At 29.2% G+C, this 19667-nt stretch carries 21 protein-coding genes and 4 pseudogenes; 21 read left to right on the top strand and 4 right to left on the bottom strand.

Translation table 11 applies throughout. The annotated features are described in order from the left end of the window. The first annotated feature begins 14 nt into the window (after nt 1–14). Nucleotides 15–434 carry a hypothetical protein gene (locus tag FG167_RS11265; RefSeq protein WP_203458357.1) on the top strand — a complete coding sequence of 140 codons (420 nt, stop codon included), beginning with the start codon at nt 15–17 and terminating at the stop codon, nt 432–434. Nucleotides 435–472: 38 nt separating this feature from the next. Here the strand turns inward: FG167_RS11265 and FG167_RS11260 are convergent, their stop codons facing one another. Then, nucleotides 473–853, bottom strand: coding sequence for a hypothetical protein (locus FG167_RS11260; RefSeq protein ID WP_203458356.1), 381 nt, complete (start codon nt 851–853; stop codon nt 473–475). A gap of 86 nt (nt 854–939) precedes the next feature. Here FG167_RS11260 and xerA point away from each other — a divergent pair, with 86 nt between their 5' ends. Then, entirely contained in the window at nt 940–2067 is a 1128-nt protein-coding gene (xerA, locus tag FG167_RS11255; protein WP_203458355.1) for a site-specific tyrosine recombinase/integron integrase, read from the top strand. A 60-nt stretch (nt 2068–2127) separates the two neighbouring features. Here xerA and FG167_RS11250 read toward each other — a convergent pair whose 3' ends face one another. The 3 genes from FG167_RS11250 to FG167_RS11240 are packed head-to-tail and all read right to left on the bottom strand — an operon-like array spanning nt 2128 to nt 3315. Continuing rightward, nucleotides 2128–2574, bottom strand: a complete 447-nt coding sequence (locus FG167_RS11250) for a hypothetical protein (RefSeq protein ID WP_203458354.1) — start codon at nt 2572–2574, stop codon at nt 2128–2130. Next, entirely contained in the window at nt 2567–3010 is a 444-nt protein-coding gene (locus FG167_RS11245) for a helix-turn-helix transcriptional regulator (protein ID WP_203458353.1), read from the bottom strand. The genes FG167_RS11250 and FG167_RS11245 overlap by 8 nt, the downstream gene beginning before the upstream one ends. Further along, nucleotides 3007–3315 carry a hypothetical protein gene (locus FG167_RS11240; RefSeq protein WP_203458352.1) on the bottom strand — a complete coding sequence of 103 codons (309 nt, stop codon included), beginning with the start codon at nt 3313–3315 and terminating at the stop codon, nt 3007–3009. Before FG167_RS11240 ends, FG167_RS11245 begins: the two co-directional genes overlap by 4 nt. A 306-nt stretch (nt 3316–3621) precedes the next feature. On the opposite strand from FG167_RS11240, the gene FG167_RS11235 reads away from it, so the two are divergent. From FG167_RS11235 to FG167_RS11145, 19 genes and pseudogenes are all read left to right on the top strand, one after another. After that, the gene (locus FG167_RS11235) at nt 3622–4338 is read left to right on the top strand and encodes a hypothetical protein (protein ID WP_203458351.1); all 717 of its coding nucleotides are present in this window, start codon (nt 3622–3624) and stop codon (nt 4336–4338) included. Nucleotides 4339–4488: 150 nt separating this feature from the next. Then, nucleotides 4489–5061, top strand: coding sequence for a Crp/Fnr family transcriptional regulator (locus FG167_RS11230; protein WP_055436620.1), 573 nt, complete (start codon nt 4489–4491; stop codon nt 5059–5061). A gap of 90 nt (nt 5062–5151) precedes the next feature. Continuing rightward, nucleotides 5152–6300 carry a hypothetical protein gene (locus FG167_RS11225; protein ID WP_055436619.1) on the top strand — a complete coding sequence of 383 codons (1149 nt, stop codon included), beginning with the start codon at nt 5152–5154 and terminating at the stop codon, nt 6298–6300. A gap of 604 nt (nt 6301–6904) precedes the next feature. Beyond that, a complete protein-coding gene (locus FG167_RS11220; RefSeq protein WP_203458350.1) occupies nt 6905–7648 on the top strand; it encodes a DUF6090 family protein in 744 nt (247 codons plus the stop codon). Between the two features lie 194 nt (nt 7649–7842). Then, a complete protein-coding gene (locus FG167_RS11215; RefSeq protein WP_055434618.1) occupies nt 7843–8214 on the top strand; it encodes a transposase in 372 nt (123 codons plus the stop codon). Between the two features lie 26 nt (nt 8215–8240). After that, a pseudogene (locus FG167_RS11210) lies at nt 8241–9065 on the top strand (IS3 family transposase); the annotation flags it as partial. Between the two features lie 43 nt (nt 9066–9108). After that, nucleotides 9109–10038 (top strand): hypothetical protein, encoded by a 930-nt coding sequence (locus FG167_RS11205; RefSeq protein ID WP_203458346.1) that lies wholly within the window; start codon nt 9109–9111, stop codon nt 10036–10038. 184 nt (nt 10039–10222) lie between these two features. After that, nucleotides 10223–10594 carry a transposase gene (locus tag FG167_RS11200; protein WP_055434618.1) on the top strand — a complete coding sequence of 124 codons (372 nt, stop codon included), beginning with the start codon at nt 10223–10225 and terminating at the stop codon, nt 10592–10594. Between the two features lie 26 nt (nt 10595–10620). Beyond that, nucleotides 10621–11445: pseudogene (locus tag FG167_RS11195) on the top strand (IS3 family transposase); the annotation flags it as partial. A 52-nt stretch (nt 11446–11497) separates the two neighbouring features. Then, complete coding sequence (locus FG167_RS11190; protein ID WP_203458349.1) at nt 11498–12790, top strand: SLATT domain-containing protein; 1293 nt, start codon at nt 11498–11500, stop codon at nt 12788–12790. Nucleotides 12791–12950: 160 nt separating this feature from the next. After that, nucleotides 12951–13568, top strand: coding sequence for a hypothetical protein (locus FG167_RS11185; protein ID WP_203458348.1), 618 nt, complete (start codon nt 12951–12953; stop codon nt 13566–13568). Nucleotides 13569–13725: 157 nt separating this feature from the next. Further along, nucleotides 13726–14238, top strand: a complete 513-nt coding sequence (locus FG167_RS11180; protein ID WP_203458347.1) for a hypothetical protein — start codon at nt 13726–13728, stop codon at nt 14236–14238. A 189-nt stretch (nt 14239–14427) separates the two neighbouring features. Beyond that, the gene (locus FG167_RS11175) at nt 14428–14799 is read left to right on the top strand and encodes a transposase (RefSeq protein ID WP_055434618.1); all 372 of its coding nucleotides are present in this window, start codon (nt 14428–14430) and stop codon (nt 14797–14799) included. A gap of 26 nt (nt 14800–14825) precedes the next feature. Continuing rightward, nucleotides 14826–15650, top strand: a pseudogene (locus FG167_RS11170) (IS3 family transposase); the annotation flags it as partial. 56 nt (nt 15651–15706) lie between these two features. Next, nucleotides 15707–16702 (top strand): hypothetical protein, encoded by a 996-nt coding sequence (locus FG167_RS11165; protein ID WP_136582482.1) that lies wholly within the window; start codon nt 15707–15709, stop codon nt 16700–16702. Between the two features lie 187 nt (nt 16703–16889). Further along, a complete protein-coding gene (locus FG167_RS11160; protein ID WP_055434618.1) occupies nt 16890–17261 on the top strand; it encodes a transposase in 372 nt (123 codons plus the stop codon). Nucleotides 17262–17287: 26 nt separating this feature from the next. Then, nucleotides 17288–18112, top strand: a pseudogene (locus FG167_RS11155) (IS3 family transposase); the annotation flags it as partial. A 43-nt stretch (nt 18113–18155) separates the two neighbouring features. After that, the gene (locus tag FG167_RS11150) at nt 18156–19085 is read left to right on the top strand and encodes a hypothetical protein (RefSeq protein ID WP_203458346.1); all 930 of its coding nucleotides are present in this window, start codon (nt 18156–18158) and stop codon (nt 19083–19085) included. Between the two features lie 184 nt (nt 19086–19269). Then, complete coding sequence (locus FG167_RS11145; RefSeq protein ID WP_055434618.1) at nt 19270–19641, top strand: transposase; 372 nt, start codon at nt 19270–19272, stop codon at nt 19639–19641. Nucleotides 19642–19667: the final 26 nt, after the last annotated feature.

The raw sequence follows: 19667 nt of genomic DNA, 5'->3' as shown, positions 1-19667 counted from the left end.
GAAACATTTGAAAAATGAAACATAAGATAACATATTTATTATTGTTGATCTCATTAATTTTTTTAATCTCATGTGATCGTCATGAATGTATAAATGAAAATCCAATATTTGAAACTAATGAACCAAATTCTAAAAAATACAAAGACGAATTAGTTAATCAATTAAATAAAATTGACCAATCTAAATTGACTTATTGGCTTCAAAAATATGATGACCAAAACGGAAAAGAATCCTTATACTTTAATATTCAAGGTGATGGATTATGTGCAACTCTTCATCTAACTGTTAATGATTGGAATAAGTTAGAAAATGTTAGGAAAAGAAAAGGAGTTGGCAGAAGAGGAGCAGAATTTACTAACTTAAAATTTAAAATCAAGCAAGACTCCATGTCTACTACTTTTTCATATATAACATATGATAGGTTAATTGATTAATTCAACAAGATTAAACATTATATTAACCCATAGGTAAATTATTTGCCCATATAATCTTGCCATTCTATAAGTATGTATTTCTCAATACCGTGCTCTACTCTTTTCAGAAACCCATATTCATATATAAATAAGTAAACATCCCCTTTATTATTTTTCCAATAATGAGTGAAGAAATTAGGATTAAATCCTTTCCCATTTAAAATTTCTGCTCTTACTGTTACTTTACCTCCTTTATTATATTCTTTTAATATTTTACGGTTAAGCTTCAATTGGTTATCCACTTTATTAAAAAAGCGCTCAGGTTGCTGTTTTGCTTGTTGATATTGGTAACCACTTTTACATTGTGGATCACAAAATTTCTTATCTGTTCTTCCTACTAATAGCTTCTTACAAAACAAACATTCTTTGTGAAATCTCATAAGCTTTAAATTAATCGTATTTTATACGCATCCTATTCGTATAAGATACGGTTAAATCATTTATAACCGTTAATTTTACAAAAAAAATGGAATTACAGAGAAGTATCACCTTAAAGCATTTACTTATTAATCAGAAAAAATGTATCGGACTTCAGTTTAGCACAAACAAGGTTATACAAGCATTGGTTGACTCACTTCCAGATATAACTTGGAGTAAGGAATTTGGGATGTTTTACGTTACAAACAATAAAAGCAACTTAGAATTAATATTTAAAAAATTCCATGGTATAGCTTGGGTTAATGGTAATTATTTCTTTTCTGAAAAAGTAATAAATCCCGATAATCCTGTTCTTAATCTAGAACGTTTTCGAAAAAGAAAACGAATAGACGGTTTTAAACCTTGTCCTGAAGAATACTTATTAAAACTTGAACTTAAAAGATATTCAGACAATACCGTTCGCAATTATGTATCCTCCTTTGAAGCTTTTATTAATTACTATTATAGCGAAGACCCCATCACTTTAAATGAAATAGACGTTAAAAAATATTTACAAAAACTCATACAGGAAGGAAAATCAAATTCCTATGTAAATTTAGCGGTTAACAGTATCAAATTCTTTTACGAAATTGTACACGGAATGCCCAATAGGTTTTATTCCATTGAAAGACCACGTAAAGAAAAAAAACTACCTAAGGTTTTATCTAAAGAAGAAATTATAAAGGTTATCAATAACACTAATAACATTAAACACAAGTGTATTGTTGGACTACTTTACTCGTCTGGACTTCGAAGAGGAGAGTTATTGAATCTTAATGTTACAGATATTGACAGTAAAAGAATGGTAGTAATAGTTCGAAGCGCCAAAGGTAATAAAGACCGTATCTCTGTGTTAAGTCCTAGTATTTTAAAAGACCTACAAAACTATTATAAAGAATATAGGCCTACAAAATATCTTTTTGAAGGTCCAAGAGGAGCTAAATATAGTGCTACTAGCGTACTAAACATTATTTCAGCAGCTACAAAAAAAGCAGGTATTCTTAAAAAAGTGACGCCTCACATGTTAAGGCATAGTTTTGCTACTCATCTATTGGAAAACGGCACTGACATTAGACATATTCAGCTTTTACTAGGCCATAATTCTACTAAAACAACTGAGATATACACACATGTAGCTAATAGATCATTTATGGAAATAAAAGATTTATTATCTTAGCATTACACATAAGACAGATATAGACAATTGTCTATATCCAATTGTTGGCAGTAATTTGAGCTAATTCTTCTTTTCAAATAAACTCATAGGATTTATTAATGGATATACTTCGCCTTGAATGATAGAACCTTTTGATTTCTCGTAAAGAATTCCTCTAACGGTTGAAACTGACAAAGAAACAATCGTTCTTAAAATTTCAGTAGGAACATTATGTTTATCCTCTGCTTCAATTTTTACAATTTTAGCTAAAGGTTTAATTTCAAATTCATTTTCAACATTTAATTCACAAAAAGACTCACCTGTCTCAATAATAGAAACATTTACTGAGACGATACAAGTAATCATTTCTTTATCAGGAAAAACTTTGAATTGAAAATTACTATTAAAATTGACCAAAGGCTTGGCTTCTTTATCGAATTCATCCTTTAAATCAAACTGAGAGAACTTACTAACATTTATGTTAGCATATCTAATATCTATATCTAATTTTTTATTTTCTTTATCCATTAGTTTCTATTGTGTATGAGTCAGCATCCAATTCATAATATTCAATGGGACTATTCTTTGAAGAAAACATATTCAATGCTTCAAATGAATCGTCAATATTAATATTTATCTGAATAAATGTATTTGCAAAACTTGTGATATAATTACATTCCTTTTTAGGTAAAATCTTGAATTCAACCTTTACTTCATAATGCTTTTCTAGTTTATTAATAAAAGAGGTGTTTATCTTTTTTACACCAGACATTAACTGACTAACATAAGCCTCTGTACAACCAATTTCGTCAGCTAACTTTCTTTGAGTGATTTTATTATAATCAAGAAAATAATCAACCTCTTTCATAAACCTTAAACTAACTAAAGACTCATCAATTTTAGTTCGATTTTTCTTTAAATAAGAATCAAAAGAAGTGGTATCTATTTTATTTACGTTGCTCATTCTAATAGCTTTTGTATTGTGATTTTTGATATTGAATTTATTATAGCAATTAACTTTTTATCGTTTGAGTTTGTTTGTTTTCTTCCATATCTCGAAATATATAATTCTCTATATCCAAGATTTTTACAAACCAATGTGTAGAATCGATGATTATCAACTTTAATAGCATAAATTTCGCCTAAATCACATTTTGATTCCCAATTCCATTGTGATTTATTTGCAACATTAACTTTAACAGCTTCAATTACAATTACGAATTTTTTAACTGTTTTTTCATCTCGGTTAATTTGATTGAATTTTTTCATCACATCAGCATTACTCGTGTTTAGATATATTCTAAACTTATTTATCTCGCAATTATGAATTAAGTAGAAATTATCCAAAAAACTTAACCTATTAGTTAAGTGCAAATGTATGAATAAATAATTAAATAAAAAACTACTGCCAACAACGTATATAATTTATTGCTACTTCTAGCCTATTTGCAATTTATTCTTGCTTAATCTTAGTTTCCGTTTTTATTTGTTAAATTAGGTGCTTAAACCACGCAACAAACCATATACAACAACGTTGGCAACAATTACTCACTCAAAATATGAAAAGCAAATTATATGAAAAAAATCTTATTAATAACATTATCAATTTGCTTTATGAATTGTTCATCTCAAACAGAACAAAACATTGACGGAAAATGGTATTTAATAAATAAAAGCGGATTTGCTGAATTTACGATTACAAAAGACAGTCTTATTAATCAAAAAGTATTTCCCAACTTTGACATGAAATACAAAGGTAGAAGAGCTGCCAAAATATCTAAAAAAGTATTTTTAAAAGACAGAATATTGCTACTTGGAGAAAACCCAAAAGATTCTACAGAATATTATACTTTAATGACTTTAGTTCAGTCAAAAGACAATAATTATTTGGAATATGTTTGGAACGGAATTGACTCAATCTCTTCTATCAAAACTTTAACAAAAATCAACCAAAATGATAATCGAGAACTTTTAGGCTATAATTTATATACAAAAGAATATCTCGAAACTTTGAGAACGAAAAGGTCTATTGAAAATATGACAGTAGAAGATTTTAAAAAGTATTTAGAAATATTTTCAAAAAATATTAAAATAGCAACAACCGAATATAAAAAGAATATAAAAGGTTATTATGGAGAAGCTTCGAGCTTTAATTTTCAGATAGGTTCACAAACGCTTTTAGAATTAGATTATAATCCAATACAAGATTCGAATACTATGAATTCAATGTTTTCAAAGTTTATGGAAAACGAGGAAATTAAAGAATTTATGAAAACTCTGAAAGAAAAATAACTGTTGCCAACACCGTATATAATTTATTGCTAGTTTTAGCTCACTTGGAATATTCCTTCGGAATATTCTCGTTCGTAATTTATTTAGTAAATTAGTTGCTTAAACCACGCAACAAACCATATACATAAACGTTGGCAGTAATTAAAAAAAATGAAAAACCTTATAAAATATGCTATTAAATACGGTCTATCAGAAGATTTAATTCAAGAGATAAATTTGAATGGTAAACAAATTGAAATCAAAAAAAACGAAAATATTCTTAATGTTGGAGAACATAGTAAATATATCTATATAGTAATCAAAGGTGGATTTATAAGTCAGTATTTTGATGATAATAAATCAAAATTTAGAACAACTTCGTTCCATATTGACAATTATCATCCATTTATGACGCAACCAGAAAGTTATTTTTCAAAGAAACCTTCTGATACGCAAATAAAAGCATTTAAAAATTCCCAAGTAATTGAATTTCATAGAAATACAATAGAAAAATTAAGTTTGAAACATAAATCTTTTGATAAATTTTGTAATACGCATATTATAGAAGCTCTCATTTTTATAAATCAAATAAAGTCTAAATTAATAGGTCTTCCCAAAGATAAATTATACGATTACCTCCTAGAAGAACACGGTCCAATTACTAAAAATGTTCCCTCAAAGTATATAGCAGAATTTATGGGAGTTACACCCCAATGGTTAAGTAAAATAAAACGTACTAGTTGAAACATGAAATTAGTTTCATCAAACTCAAATAAATTACATTTATTTTTGTGCTTTACAAAAACTATAGATCACAATTTAACTCAAATTAAAATGAAAAATAAAATCAGCCTTACACTTATAACACTTCTTTTTTCTACTTTTTTATTCAGTCAGAACTTAGCAAAAATTAGCAATGACTATAACAAAAGAAACTTAATAGAAGGTAATATTCCTGAAAAATGGGAAGACGGAATGAGAACATCCGGAGATAAAGGAAGCTATGAATGGTGGTATTTTGATGCTCATTTGCATGATGGGAGTACTGTTGTAATGACGTTTTACACCAAGTTCATGACCGACATAAAAAAACCTTTTAATCCATACTTGACGGTTAGTATAGATAAAGCTGATGGTAGTAAAATATCAGAAAAAATTTACTGTGACCCAGAAGATTTTTTCGCTTCAAAAGATTCGTGTAATGTTAAGATGGGTAATAGTTATGCAGAAGGAAACCTAAAGGAATACAAAATTCATATTGAAAATGAAGATATAAACTTAACAGCCGTAATAAAAAGAACTACGCAAAGCTGGAGACCAAAAACAGGACATATGGTATTTGGTGCTGACGAAAGCAAAGAATTCAATTGGGTAGTACCTGTACCTCAAGGTGAAATGGAAATTGAATATGATTACAAAGGTGTAACAACAAAAACAGTTGGTTCTGCCTACCATGACCATAATTGGGGAAATTTCTCTATGATGAAAATTTTTAACCATTGGTATTGGTCAAGAGCTGAAATTGGTCCTTATAACGTAATTGCTTCAGAAATGATATCAGAAAAAGAATTTAATAATGACAATATAATTACTTTTAATATTTCTAAGGATGGCGAAACAGTTGTTGATGATGGTGAATTAGTAACTCTATATAGAACTTATGGTAAGGAGCATCCAACATTAAAAAAAGATGTAAGTGACGATTTAATTTTTGTTTATAATGATCCTCAAACTGAATACAGGTATGAATATTCACTTTTTAGAGAAAAAACTATTGTTGAAGTAGATTTAATTTCGGCATCAGTCGGTAATGGGCTTAAATTCAAACTTGCAAAAATGCTTACTAGTATTGATCCTGCATATTTTAGATTTACTGGAAAAGCAGAAATAAGAGTTTACAAATCAGGTAAATTAATAGAGAAGCACACCAGTAACAAAGCGGTTTGGGAATTAATGTATTTTGGGGATCCTGTAGGTAAATAAAACTACTGCCAACAATGTATATAAAAAATAGGGCTTTTGTGCTAACTCCAAAGTTCTGTGTTTATTTACAAAGTCCGCTAAATATAAAATTTGGAATTTAAACGAAAATTAAAAACAAAATATTTATATTTAGCTAAGTGTTAAACCCGAAATATAGTGCTTATTTTATGCCCTACTTTTCATATACTAACCGTTAGCAGTCATTGCTCACTCGGCTCAAAAAACAGTAATTAGATCACTCTAAAGTGGTTTAAAATAGAAATGCAAAGGTTTAAATTACTCAATATTATGAGTAAAAATTCGGATTCTCCCAAAACGCAACTGTTGCTTCGGACAAACCTCACTCCTATCTAAATATTATAAAACGGATTTACAAAGCAGTTTGTAACTGTTGTGTCGGATTTATGCTCTGTTCGGCTAACTGTTTGTAAAACTAAAAAATAACGACTGCTAACATTGTATAAAAATAATGCTTAATTTAGTCCTTAAACAATGGAAGTGCTCTTTTTGCCAGCTTCTGATTTTCCTGCGGAAAATCCCAGCAAGCAAAAACGCACTATCCTTATACCAACCGTTGTGCTTCATTACCACAAACCGCTAACCAATGATAAAATTCTTTAGGAAAATTAGACAAAGAATGCTGACCGAAAATAAATTCAGTAAGTATCTTATTTACGCTATTGGTGAAATTGTACTTGTTGTAATTGGAATTTTGATTGCATTGTCAATCAATAATTGGAACCAAGAACGAATCCAGGAACTTGAAGAACAAACCATTGTAAAGAACATTCATACTGAATATTTGCAAAACAAAACGATTTTAAAAAGAAGAATTGATGAAGCTGAATTATGTGAGGCAGCCCTTAAAAAATTAATGAATATTATCGGCAAAGACGAAGATTATCTTAAAAAGCAAAATGTCGACAGTTTACTTTTTTATGCCTTTGACCCTCCTATATTCAGACCCTCGGAAAACACCATTTCTGGTCTCATACAATCAGGACGTTTGGATTTGCTCCAAAATAAGGAATTAGTTAATTTAATATATAATTGGGGACGAACGATGAAGGCGTTGACAGATAGAACAACAAGATTTACTGCAATATCTGATAACGAGATTTTTCCTTACTTATCAAAAAAATATTCCTATAAAGATATCGATGCCCATGGTCCATTAAATTGGAAAGAAAAATCAAACCTGAAGGTGGATAAACTTCAAATTTTTAAAGAAATTGAATTCGAAAACCTTACTGACGGGTTTTTATACTGGATGGCAGATAACAAAAATCTATTTATAGAATTAGACCTATTGATTGATAAAATTCTCATGAAAACTCAATATGATTAAATTATAAATAACGAAAGCACAACACCGTGTATATTTAATTGCTAGGTCTAGCTTGCTTACGAATATTCCTGCGGAATATTCTATTCGTTTTTTATTTACTAAATTAGTTGCTGAATCACGCAACTAAGCATACACAACAACGTTAGCCAACATTATGACCCGTCCTGAAATAAGGCTACATAATTTTAAACATTATGTATAGAAATGACAAAGTAATTAGACGTTACAGTGAGCCTTTTAAATTAAAAATTTTAGCCGAACTTACAATCGGAAAACACACAAAGAGTGAACTTTGTAAACTCTACTCTATTGCACCTACAACAGTAAACGTGTGGATTAAAAAGTATAATCGTAAAGACTTAATGAACACCAGAGTAAAAGTGGAAACAAAAGACGAAATATCTAGAATAAAAGCACTTCAAAAAGAGGTTGAACAACTTAAAAAACTACTACTTAAAAAGGATCTCGATGCTATGGTACAGGATTGTTATCTTGAAGTAGCAGCTGAAGATCTTGGTTATAAATCAGTTAATGAACTAAAAAAAAAGCTAAGTATAAAGCCTTAAGTAAAGCTAAAAAAAGATCTAAGGGATTTGCTTCTTTAACAACTATAACCCATTGTTTTGGACTTAAACGCAATGCTTATTACAAGCATAAAAACAGAGCTGATAAGCGTTTAAAACTAGAACAACAGATTATAGATATTGTTAGAAAAAGACGCAAATCCCTTCCTAGAGAAGGTGTTCGCAAACTTACCAGGTCCTTAGATAAAGAGTTTGTTAAAGCTAACATTAAAGTAGGTAGAGATACACTATTCAAAGTACTTAGGAAATATAATATGCTTACACTTAGAAAGAAAACCAGTGCTAGAACTACGAACTCTTATCATCGTTTTTATAAATACAATAACATTATAAAAGACCTAGAAGTTACTAGAGCGAACCAAGTTTGGGTATCTGATATCACATACATTAGAACCATAAAGGGCTTTTGTTATCTGGCTTTAATAACAGATATGCATTCCAGAAAAATAGTCGGTTATGACCTAAGTGATAGTTTAGAGTTAAATGGATGTGTAAGAGCGCTTAAGAAGGCAATTTATCAAGCTAAAAACATTAAGCAACTTATTCATCATTCGGATAGAGGAATACAGTATTGTAGCAATGTATACACACAAATTCTTAAAAGAAAAAAGATAGATATTAGTATGACTGAAGAAAATCATTGTTACGAAAACGCAATGGCAGAACGTGTAAATGGAATTTTAAAAGATGAATTTTATTTAGACCAAACCTTTGATAACGTGAGTCACGCAAAGAGAGCTGCAAAAAATGCAATTAATTTGTACAATGAAGTAAGATTACATTTATCTTTAGATTATAAAACACCAAATATGGTATATAAATTATCAGCTTAATTCAATTTTAACCTGTAGCCATATTTCAGGACAAGACATTAAAATGAAAAACAGTACACTAATCATATTAATTGCTTTAATATTAAGTAATTGCCAAAAAACTGAAATAGATTGTTCAAAAAAAGAATCCTATTTGGAACAATGTAAAATTTCAGGAAAAGTAAAATCAATTAAATCTAGAGCTTTTGAGTTAATTGAGACTAATAATGGAAACTATGAAAAAGGAAAAGAAAAACTTACTTTTTTTGGACACAGATATGATAAAGAAATTAACCCTTCTGGATATTTAGTAAGTTGGACAAACTATGAAAATAACACTAAGGAAATAAAGACCAAAAATGTATACAGTTATAATTCCGATAACATTAAAACGAGTGAAATTATTTACGACCAAGCGGATAAAGTAACTTTCAAAAGAATTATTGATGTTGAGAATAATTTGGCTATAAAAATGACTGATTTCAATGAGAATGGAAAAATTGAGTCTTATTCTGAAAATGAATTAAATGATATTGGTCAAATAACGAAACAAATTCAATTCAAAGACATTAATAAAAAACAGAAAAACTATTCATTTATTTATAAATATAAAGACTGCAAAATATCTAAATGCAAAACATTAGATAGAAATAACGAAATAATATCCGAAATAGAATATAGATATAACAAAAATGAAATGACTTATCTATCAAGTAAAGACAAATCTGGCTTAAATACTTATATCATTAAAAGAAATGAAATTGAACCTAAAAATTTTGAATCGATAAAGACTGATAAAGATGGAAAAGTGATTTCAGAAAAATTAGAAATAACCGATAATTTTAATAATATAATCAAGGAAATAAAAAATGATAAAGTAACACTGGAAAACATTTACACCTACGACAATAAGAATAATTGGATTACAATGAAACGATTTAAAAACAATAAACCTTTTGAAATTGTAATTAGAAATATTGAATATTATAAATAACGTTGGCTAACACCGTATATAATTTATTGCTGGCTTCTCGCCTACTTACGAAAGTCCTCGCGGACTTTCTTGGTCGGTAATTATTTACTAAATTAGTTGCCTGAAACACGCAACAAACCATATACAACAACGTTAGCTGTAATTATGACCCGTCCTGAAATAAGGCTACATAATTTTAAACATTATGTATAGAAATGACAAAGTAATTAGACGTTACAGTGAGCCTTTTAAATTAAAAATTTTAGCCGAACTTACAATCGGAAAACACACAAAGAGTGAACTTTGTAAACTCTACTCTATTGCACCTACAACAGTAAACGTGTGGATTAAAAAGTATAATCGTAAAGACTTAATGAACACCAGAGTAAAAGTGGAAACAAAAGACGAAATATCTAGAATAAAAGCACTTCAAAAAGAGGTTGAACAACTTAAAAAACTACTACTTAAAAAGGATCTCGATGCTATGGTACAGGATTGTTATCTTGAAGTAGCAGCTGAAGATCTTGGTTATAAATCAGTTAATGAACTAAAAAAAAAGCTAAGTATAAAGCCTTAAGTAAAGCTAAAAAAAGATCTAAGGGATTTGCTTCTTTAACAACTATAACCCATTGTTTTGGACTTAAACGCAATGCTTATTACAAGCATAAAAACAGAGCTGATAAGCGTTTAAAACTAGAACAACAGATTATAGATATTGTTAGAAAAAGACGCAAATCCCTTCCTAGAGAAGGTGTTCGCAAACTTACCAGGTCCTTAGATAAAGAGTTTGTTAAAGCTAACATTAAAGTAGGTAGAGATACACTATTCAAAGTACTTAGGAAATATAATATGCTTACACTTAGAAAGAAAACCAGTGCTAGAACTACGAACTCTTATCATCGTTTTTATAAATACAATAACATTATAAAAGACCTAGAAGTTACTAGAGCGAACCAAGTTTGGGTATCTGATATCACATACATTAGAACCATAAAGGGCTTTTGTTATCTGGCTTTAATAACAGATATGCATTCCAGAAAAATAGTCGGTTATGACCTAAGTGATAGTTTAGAGTTAAATGGATGTGTAAGAGCGCTTAAGAAGGCAATTTATCAAGCTAAAAACATTAAGCAACTTATTCATCATTCGGATAGAGGAATACAGTATTGTAGCAATGTATACACACAAATTCTTAAAAGAAAAAAGATAGATATTAGTATGACTGAAGAAAATCATTGTTACGAAAACGCAATGGCAGAACGTGTAAATGGAATTTTAAAAGATGAATTTTATTTAGACCAAACCTTTGATAACGTGAGTCACGCAAAGAGAGCTGCAAAAAATGCAATTAATTTGTACAATGAAGTAAGATTACATTTATCTTTAGATTATAAAACACCAAATATGGTATATAAATTATCAGCTTAATTCAATTTTAACCTGTAGCCATATTTCAGGACAAGACATTAAAACCGAACATATGAGTAATAAGATTTTTGATTTTAATGAATTACTAAATTCTGTTTGTGAATGTTACTCTGATGATGTTAAAAAATTATTACCCAAAATCAACAATTTTGATGATAATATTTATTCAGATTCTGGAATAAACGAACTGAAATTAAAAGCATTTATCAATAAGGAAAAAAACTGTTATTATCGTTCAGTAGCAAGAAGAATTCTAGCCATAAAAGGATTACAAAAAGCTCGAGATTCTAAAGTAAATTTAATGACAAACGATATCTGGAATCAGATTTATTTGTCTATTACTGAAATACCTTCAAACGCAACTGTCTCATCAATCGGTTCTCAAGGCTTTTTATCAATTCCGTTATATAGGTTCAAAACCGATATGAATAGATTTGAATTTATCAGATTGCATATTTGGGACGATAGTCTTAATCAGTATATAAATAGTGAGACAAGAAAAAATTTCAGTATTCATTCTCATGCTTTTCACGCTCAAAGTTGGATACTTGCTGGTTCAATATTTAATGAACGATATTCTTTTAAAAAATCATCTAAAAAAAAGGAACACTCATTATTTGAAATTAAATACAATAAAACATTAAATAAAGTAAACAAGCATTCATCGAATGCCGTAAATACAGATAACCATATAATCTTATCAAAAGTTTCTCAAGAACAATATTTCCCTTCAAGTACTTATGAAATAAGTGCAGGTGATTATCACAAAGGTGGCAGTAAAAGTGAAGACGGATTGAGCGCAACATTATTCTCATTTACTGCAGAAAATGGGTTTGTTAAAAATTCTTTTGTTGTTGGACCAAGCGATATTAAAAACTCTAAAATCAATAGAAAAATACATATTGAACCGTCTTATTTATTGGATAAATTAGATAAGAAAATGAATAGAATGCAAACTAATCAACGAAAAATGCTTTTAGATTGGATGCGAAAAGTTCATCAACTTGAATATGCTCATAGATATGAATCTATCAAGTGGTCTAATCGGCATTCATGGATTGGTTATCCTGCATTTATCATTTCAATTCTGATAGCTTTCTCTTTTAGATTTCCTTGGAAATCAATGATAGAAGGTAATGAATATCATTTTTACACAGATCATGGTTTTTATATTGCTTTGTTCACATCTTTTGTTGCTATTCTGACTGGATATCAAACATTTGTAGCACCAAACCAAAAGTCTGTTACTCATAAAAACACTGGACATCATTATGAAAAGATAAGACACCACATTGAGTATATTCTTACTTCAGAACTTGAAAATAAGAAAGAAACAACAAAATAGAACAGGTAAGAAAAGAATGGAATGAATTAGATGCTATTAACGTTTCTGATTCTAATTTTAAAAAAGGAAAAGACATGGTTAAATCGTTTCATAAATACCCAGAAGAGTTAAGTTTTATTAATGATTTTAAAAATAATTACAATTAAAAACATTAATAATTATGAGTCAAGTCGGTAGAAGAATTGATGGAATTAATGGGATTTTACAAACTATCAATATTAATACTTCATTGCTCAATTTTTTGAGTTTTCAAGTAGATAGACAAAATATTTCAGTCATAAATAATTCTGGATTACATTGGATTTCTGGATTACTTTTGGGTAATAATATTCTAGAATTCCATAAAATATTCGACAAAAACGAAAAACACACTTTTAAAAGACTAATCAATATAGCGAAGAATAGCAAAATTCAATTTGATTATAAAACATTAGAAAAAGAAATTGATGCTTTACAAATAGAATATGACAAATCTAATTTAAAAACTATTAGAGACAAATATATTGCACATCAAGACTTAACAGAAGATGAAGTAAAATCAGATTTTATTACATCTTTCAAATTCACTCAAAGCTCTACAAAATTATTTAAGAAAATATGCACTGAACTAAACTATGAATACAAGGAAGATAATGACGAAGTATTGAATTCTTTCAAGGATATATTCACTATTACTGAACAGATTAATGGAATTCAATTTTTAGTAGACCTTGCACAAAAAAACAAAGTCGACTGTATTCCAATAAATAAAATTAAAAGGTTTATAAGTAGTAAATAACTACAGCTAACAACGTGTATATTTAATTGCTAGTTCTAGCTTGCTTACGAATATTCCTGCGGAATATTCTATTCGTTTTTTATTTACTAAATTAGTTGCTCAAACACGCAACTAAGCATACACAACAACGTTAGCAAAAATTGGAAAAACAATCAATATGAATAAAATAATACTTACATCAATTAGCATAATTTTCGCTTTCAATTCAATTTTTGGACAAACTAACGATGAAAAATACGCAAAAGATGTAAAATCAGTAGATGCGATAATGAATGCATACTATGATGTTGTTTCTGGTTCGAGTAGTGAACCTTGGGAATTTGAAAGAGATAAATATATTCATTCAAAAAATGCTGTTATCACGAGATTAGACGAAAACGGAAAAGCGGAATCACATACTCTTGAAGCGGAATATATTCCAATCGGATTATCACAGAAAGAGGATTTTTATGAAAAGGAACTTAAAAGAAAAGTTAGCAAATACGGAAATATTGCACAAGTTTGGAGCGCATTTGAAATACGAACTGAGCCAAAAACTGAATCCAATGTTCGAGGACTAAATAGTGTTCAACTTCATTATGAAAATGGAAGATGGTTTATAGACAGTTGGACTTGTGAAATGGAATCTAAAAAGAACAATTTAGTAACGGAATTTTTGAATAAGGAATAAAAAACTTTTGCTAACACCGTGTATAATTAATTGCTTTGGCTAGTGCTTATTTGGAAAATTCCTTCGGAATTTTCTCTAGTCCGTATTTGTTTGCTAAATTAGTTGCTTAATCACGCAACTAACCATACACAATTCCGTTGGCAATAATTATGACCCGTCCTGAAATAAGGCTACATAATTTTAAACATTATGTATAGAAATGACAAAGTAATTAGACGTTACAGTGAGCCTTTTAAATTAAAAATTTTAGCCGAACTTACAATCGGAAAACACACAAAGAGTGAACTTTGTAAACTCTACTCTATTGCACCTACAACAGTAAACGTGTGGATTAAAAAGTATAATCGTAAAGACTTAATGAACACCAGAGTAAAAGTGGAAACAAAAGACGAAATATCTAGAATAAAAGCACTTCAAAAAGAGGTTGAACAACTTAAAAAACTACTACTTAAAAAGGATCTCGATGCTATGGTACAGGATTGTTATCTTGAAGTAGCAGCTGAAGATCTTGGTTATAAATCAGTTAATGAACTAAAAAAAAAGCTAAGTATAAAGCCTTAAGTAAAGCTAAAAAAAGATCTAAGGGATTTGCTTCTTTAACAACTATAACCCATTGTTTTGGACTTAAACGCAATGCTTATTACAAGCATAAAAACAGAGCTGATAAGCGTTTAAAACTAGAACAACAGATTATAGATATTGTTAGAAAAAGACGCAAATCCCTTCCTAGAGAAGGTGTTCGCAAACTTACCAGGTCCTTAGATAAAGAGTTTGTTAAAGCTAACATTAAAGTAGGTAGAGATACACTATTCAAAGTACTTAGGAAATATAATATGCTTACACTTAGAAAGAAAACCAGTGCTAGAACTACGAACTCTTATCATCGTTTTTATAAATACAATAACATTATAAAAGACCTAGAAGTTACTAGAGCGAACCAAGTTTGGGTATCTGATATCACATACATTAGAACCATAAAGGGCTTTTGTTATCTGGCTTTAATAACAGATATGCATTCCAGAAAAATAGTCGGTTATGACCTAAGTGATAGTTTAGAGTTAAATGGATGTGTAAGAGCGCTTAAGAAGGCAATTTATCAAGCTAAAAACATTAAGCAACTTATTCATCATTCAGATAGAGGAATACAGTATTGTAGCAATGTATACACACAAATTCTTAAAAGAAAAAAGATAGATATTAGTATGACTGAAGAAAATCATTGTTACGAAAACGCAATGGCAGAACGTGTAAATGGAATTTTAAAAGATGAATTTTATTTAGACCAAACCTTTGATAACGTGAGTCACGCAAAGAGAGCTGCAAAAAATGCAATTAATTTGTACAATGAAGTAAGATTACATTTATCTTTAGATTATAAAACACCAAATATGGTATATAAATTATCAGCTTAATTCAATTTTAACCTGTAGCCATATTTCAGGACAAGACATTTAAAAAAACTCATATAATGAAAAATAACATTTTATTTCTATTTCTATTAATTACGATAATCAGTTGTAAGGAAAAAAACGCAAAATCATCAACTAATGAATCAATTCCTAAAGAAACAACTAACGAAAAAATTTACAATGGAACAGGAAACGTAACCCAAGGATTAGCGGAAACACAAATTAAAAGTCTTATTTCTTGTAATCAAGGAGGTAGCAGAATTTCAGGAGTTGGAGAAATAAAAGATGATTTAGGAAATAGTTGGACAGTTCCCGGAATTAATCATTTCAACGAATCGACCAAAGCTTCTGATTTATATAATGAATGTAACTCTATAACACCAAATAATCTTTCAGAAATAGATATGAATTCCGTTCCTGTCTTTGAGATAGATTCGGACGGAGAAATCATTACAGGCTATCTTTTTGCGGATAATTATTTTGAACTTTACATTAACGGAAAATTAATAGCAGTTGACCCAGTACCTTTTACACCATTTAATTCAAACATTGTAAAATTCAAAGTAAAAAAACCTTATACAATTGCAGTAAAACTAATAGATTGGGAAGAACATTTAGGTTTAGGTTCAGAAAATAATAGAGGAAAAGATTTTCATCCTGGAGATGGAGGTTTTATAGCCAGCTTTAGTGATGGGACTATTACAAATAGCAAATGGAAAGCACAAACTTTTTATACTGCACCTATTAGTGATTTAAGTTGTTTAAGTGAAATTGGAGAAAAAAGAATCTCTTCAAATTGCAGTACAGATGGAGTTGATAATGGAACAGCATTTTACGGTATTCATTGGAAAATTCCAGAAAATAGTTTTGACGTTACTTTCAATGACAGCCAATGGCCAAATGCGACCACATATACTGAAGATGAAATAGGAGTAAATAATAAAAAAGCATATATGAACTTCATAGAAAAATTTAGTGGAAAAGGTGCTGAATTTATTTGGTCTACTAATGTCGTTTTGGATAATGAAGTCATTGTTCGTTACAAAGTGGAATAAAAACTACAGCTAACACCGTATATAATTTATTGCTGGCTTCTCGCCTACTTACGAAAGTCCTCGCGGACTTTCTTGGTCGGTAATTATTTACTAAATTAGTTGCTTAAACCACGCAACAAACCATATACAACAACGTTAGCCAACATTATGACCCGTCCTGAAATAAGGCTACATAATTTTAAACATTATGTATAGAAATGACAAAGTAATTAGACGTTACAGTGAGCCTTTTAAATTAAAAATTTTAGCCGAACTTACAATCGGAAAACACACAAAGAGTGAACTTTGTAAACTCTACTCTATTGCACCTACAACAGTAAACGTGTGGATTAAAAAGTATAATCGTAAAGACTTAATGAACACCAGAGTAAAAGTGGAAACAAAAGACGAAATATCTAGAATAAAAGCACTTCAAAAAGAGGTTGAACAACTTAAAAAACTACTACTTAAAAAGGATCTCGATGCTATGGTACAGGATTGTTATCTTGAAGTAGCAGCTGAAGATCTTGGTTATAAATCAGTTAATGAACTAAAAAAAAAGCTAAGTATAAAGCCTTAAGTAAAGCTAAAAAAAGATCTAAGGGATTTGCTTCTTTAACAACTATAACCCATTGTTTTGGACTTAAACGCAATGCTTATTACAAGCATAAAAACAGAGCTGATAAGCGTTTAAAACTAGAACAACAGATTATAGATATTGTTAGAAAAAGACGCAAATCCCTTCCTAGAGAAGGTGTTCGCAAACTTACCAGGTCCTTAGATAAAGAGTTTGTTAAAGCTAACATTAAAGTAGGTAGAGATACACTATTCAAAGTACTTAGGAAATATAATATGCTTACACTTAGAAAGAAAACCAGTGCTAGAACTACGAACTCTTATCATCGTTTTTATAAATACAATAACATTATAAAAGACCTAGAAGTTACTAGAGCGAACCAAGTTTGGGTATCTGATATCACATACATTAGAACCATAAAGGGCTTTTGTTATCTGGCTTTAATAACAGATATGCATTCCAGAAAAATAGTCGGTTATGACCTAAGTGATAGTTTAGAGTTAAATGGATGTGTAAGAGCGCTTAAGAAGGCAATTTATCAAGCTAAAAACATTAAGCAACTTATTCATCATTCGGATAGAGGAATACAGTATTGTAGCAATGTATACACACAAATTCTTAAAAGAAAAAAGATAGATATTAGTATGACTGAAGAAAATCATTGTTACGAAAACGCAATGGCAGAACGTGTAAATGGAATTTTAAAAGATGAATTTTATTTAGACCAAACCTTTGATAACGTGAGTCACGCAAAGAGAGCTGCAAAAAATGCAATTAATTTGTACAATGAAGTAAGATTACATTTATCTTTAGATTATAAAACACCAAATATGGTATATAAATTATCAGCTTAATTCAATTTTAACCTGTAGCCATATTTCAGGACAAGACATTAAAATGAAAAACAGTACACTAATCATATTAATTGCTTTAATATTAAGTAATTGCCAAAAAACTGAAATAGATTGTTCAAAAAAAGAATCCTATTTGGAACAATGTAAAATTTCAGGAAAAGTAAAATCAATTAAATCTAGAGCTTTTGAGTTAATTGAGACTAATAATGGAAACTATGAAAAAGGAAAAGAAAAACTTACTTTTTTTGGACACAGATATGATAAAGAAATTAACCCTTCTGGATATTTAGTAAGTTGGACAAACTATGAAAATAACACTAAGGAAATAAAGACCAAAAATGTATACAGTTATAATTCCGATAACATTAAAACGAGTGAAATTATTTACGACCAAGCGGATAAAGTAACTTTCAAAAGAATTATTGATGTTGAGAATAATTTGGCTATAAAAATGACTGATTTCAATGAGAATGGAAAAATTGAGTCTTATTCTGAAAATGAATTAAATGATATTGGTCAAATAACGAAACAAATTCAATTCAAAGACATTAATAAAAAACAGAAAAACTATTCATTTATTTATAAATATAAAGACTGCAAAATATCTAAATGCAAAACATTAGATAGAAATAACGAAATAATATCCGAAATAGAATATAGATATAACAAAAATGAAATGACTTATCTATCAAGTAAAGACAAATCTGGCTTAAATACTTATATCATTAAAAGAAATGAAATTGAACCTAAAAATTTTGAATCGATAAAGACTGATAAAGATGGAAAAGTGATTTCAGAAAAATTAGAAATAACCGATAATTTTAATAATATAATCAAGGAAATAAAAAATGATAAAGTAACACTGGAAAACATTTACACCTACGACAATAAGAATAATTGGATTACAATGAAACGATTTAAAAACAATAAACCTTTTGAAATTGTAATTAGAAATATTGAATATTATAAATAACGTTGGCTAACACCGTATATAATTTATTGCTGGCTTCTCGCCTACTTACGAAAGTCCTCGCGGACTTTCTTGGTCGGTAATTATTTACTAAATTAGTTGCCTGAAACACGCAACAAACCATATACAACAACGTTGGCAAACATTATGACCCGTCCTGAAATAAGGCTACATAATTTTAAACATTATGTATAGAAATGACAAAGTAATTAGACGTTACAGTGAGCCTTTTAAATTAAAAATTTTAGCCGAACTTACAATCGGAAAACACACAAAGAGTGAACTTTGTAAACTCTACTCTATTGCACCTACAACAGTAAACGTGTGGATTAAAAAGTATAATCGTAAAGACTTAATGAACACCAGAGTAAAAGTGGAAACAAAAGACGAAATATCTAGAATAAAAGCACTTCAAAAAGAGGTTGAACAACTTAAAAAACTACTACTTAAAAAGGATCTCGATGCTATGGTACAGGATTGTTATCTTGAAGTAGCAGCTGAAGATCTTGGTTATAAATCAGTTAATGAACTAAAAAAAAAGCTAAGTATAAAGCCTTAAGTAAAGCTAAAAAAAGATCTAAGGGA

This window comes from Lacinutrix sp. WUR7, assembly GCF_016864015.1.
Classification (GTDB): domain Bacteria; phylum Bacteroidota; class Bacteroidia; order Flavobacteriales; family Flavobacteriaceae; genus Oceanihabitans.
This window is presented reverse-complemented; position numbering and strand designations above follow the sequence as displayed.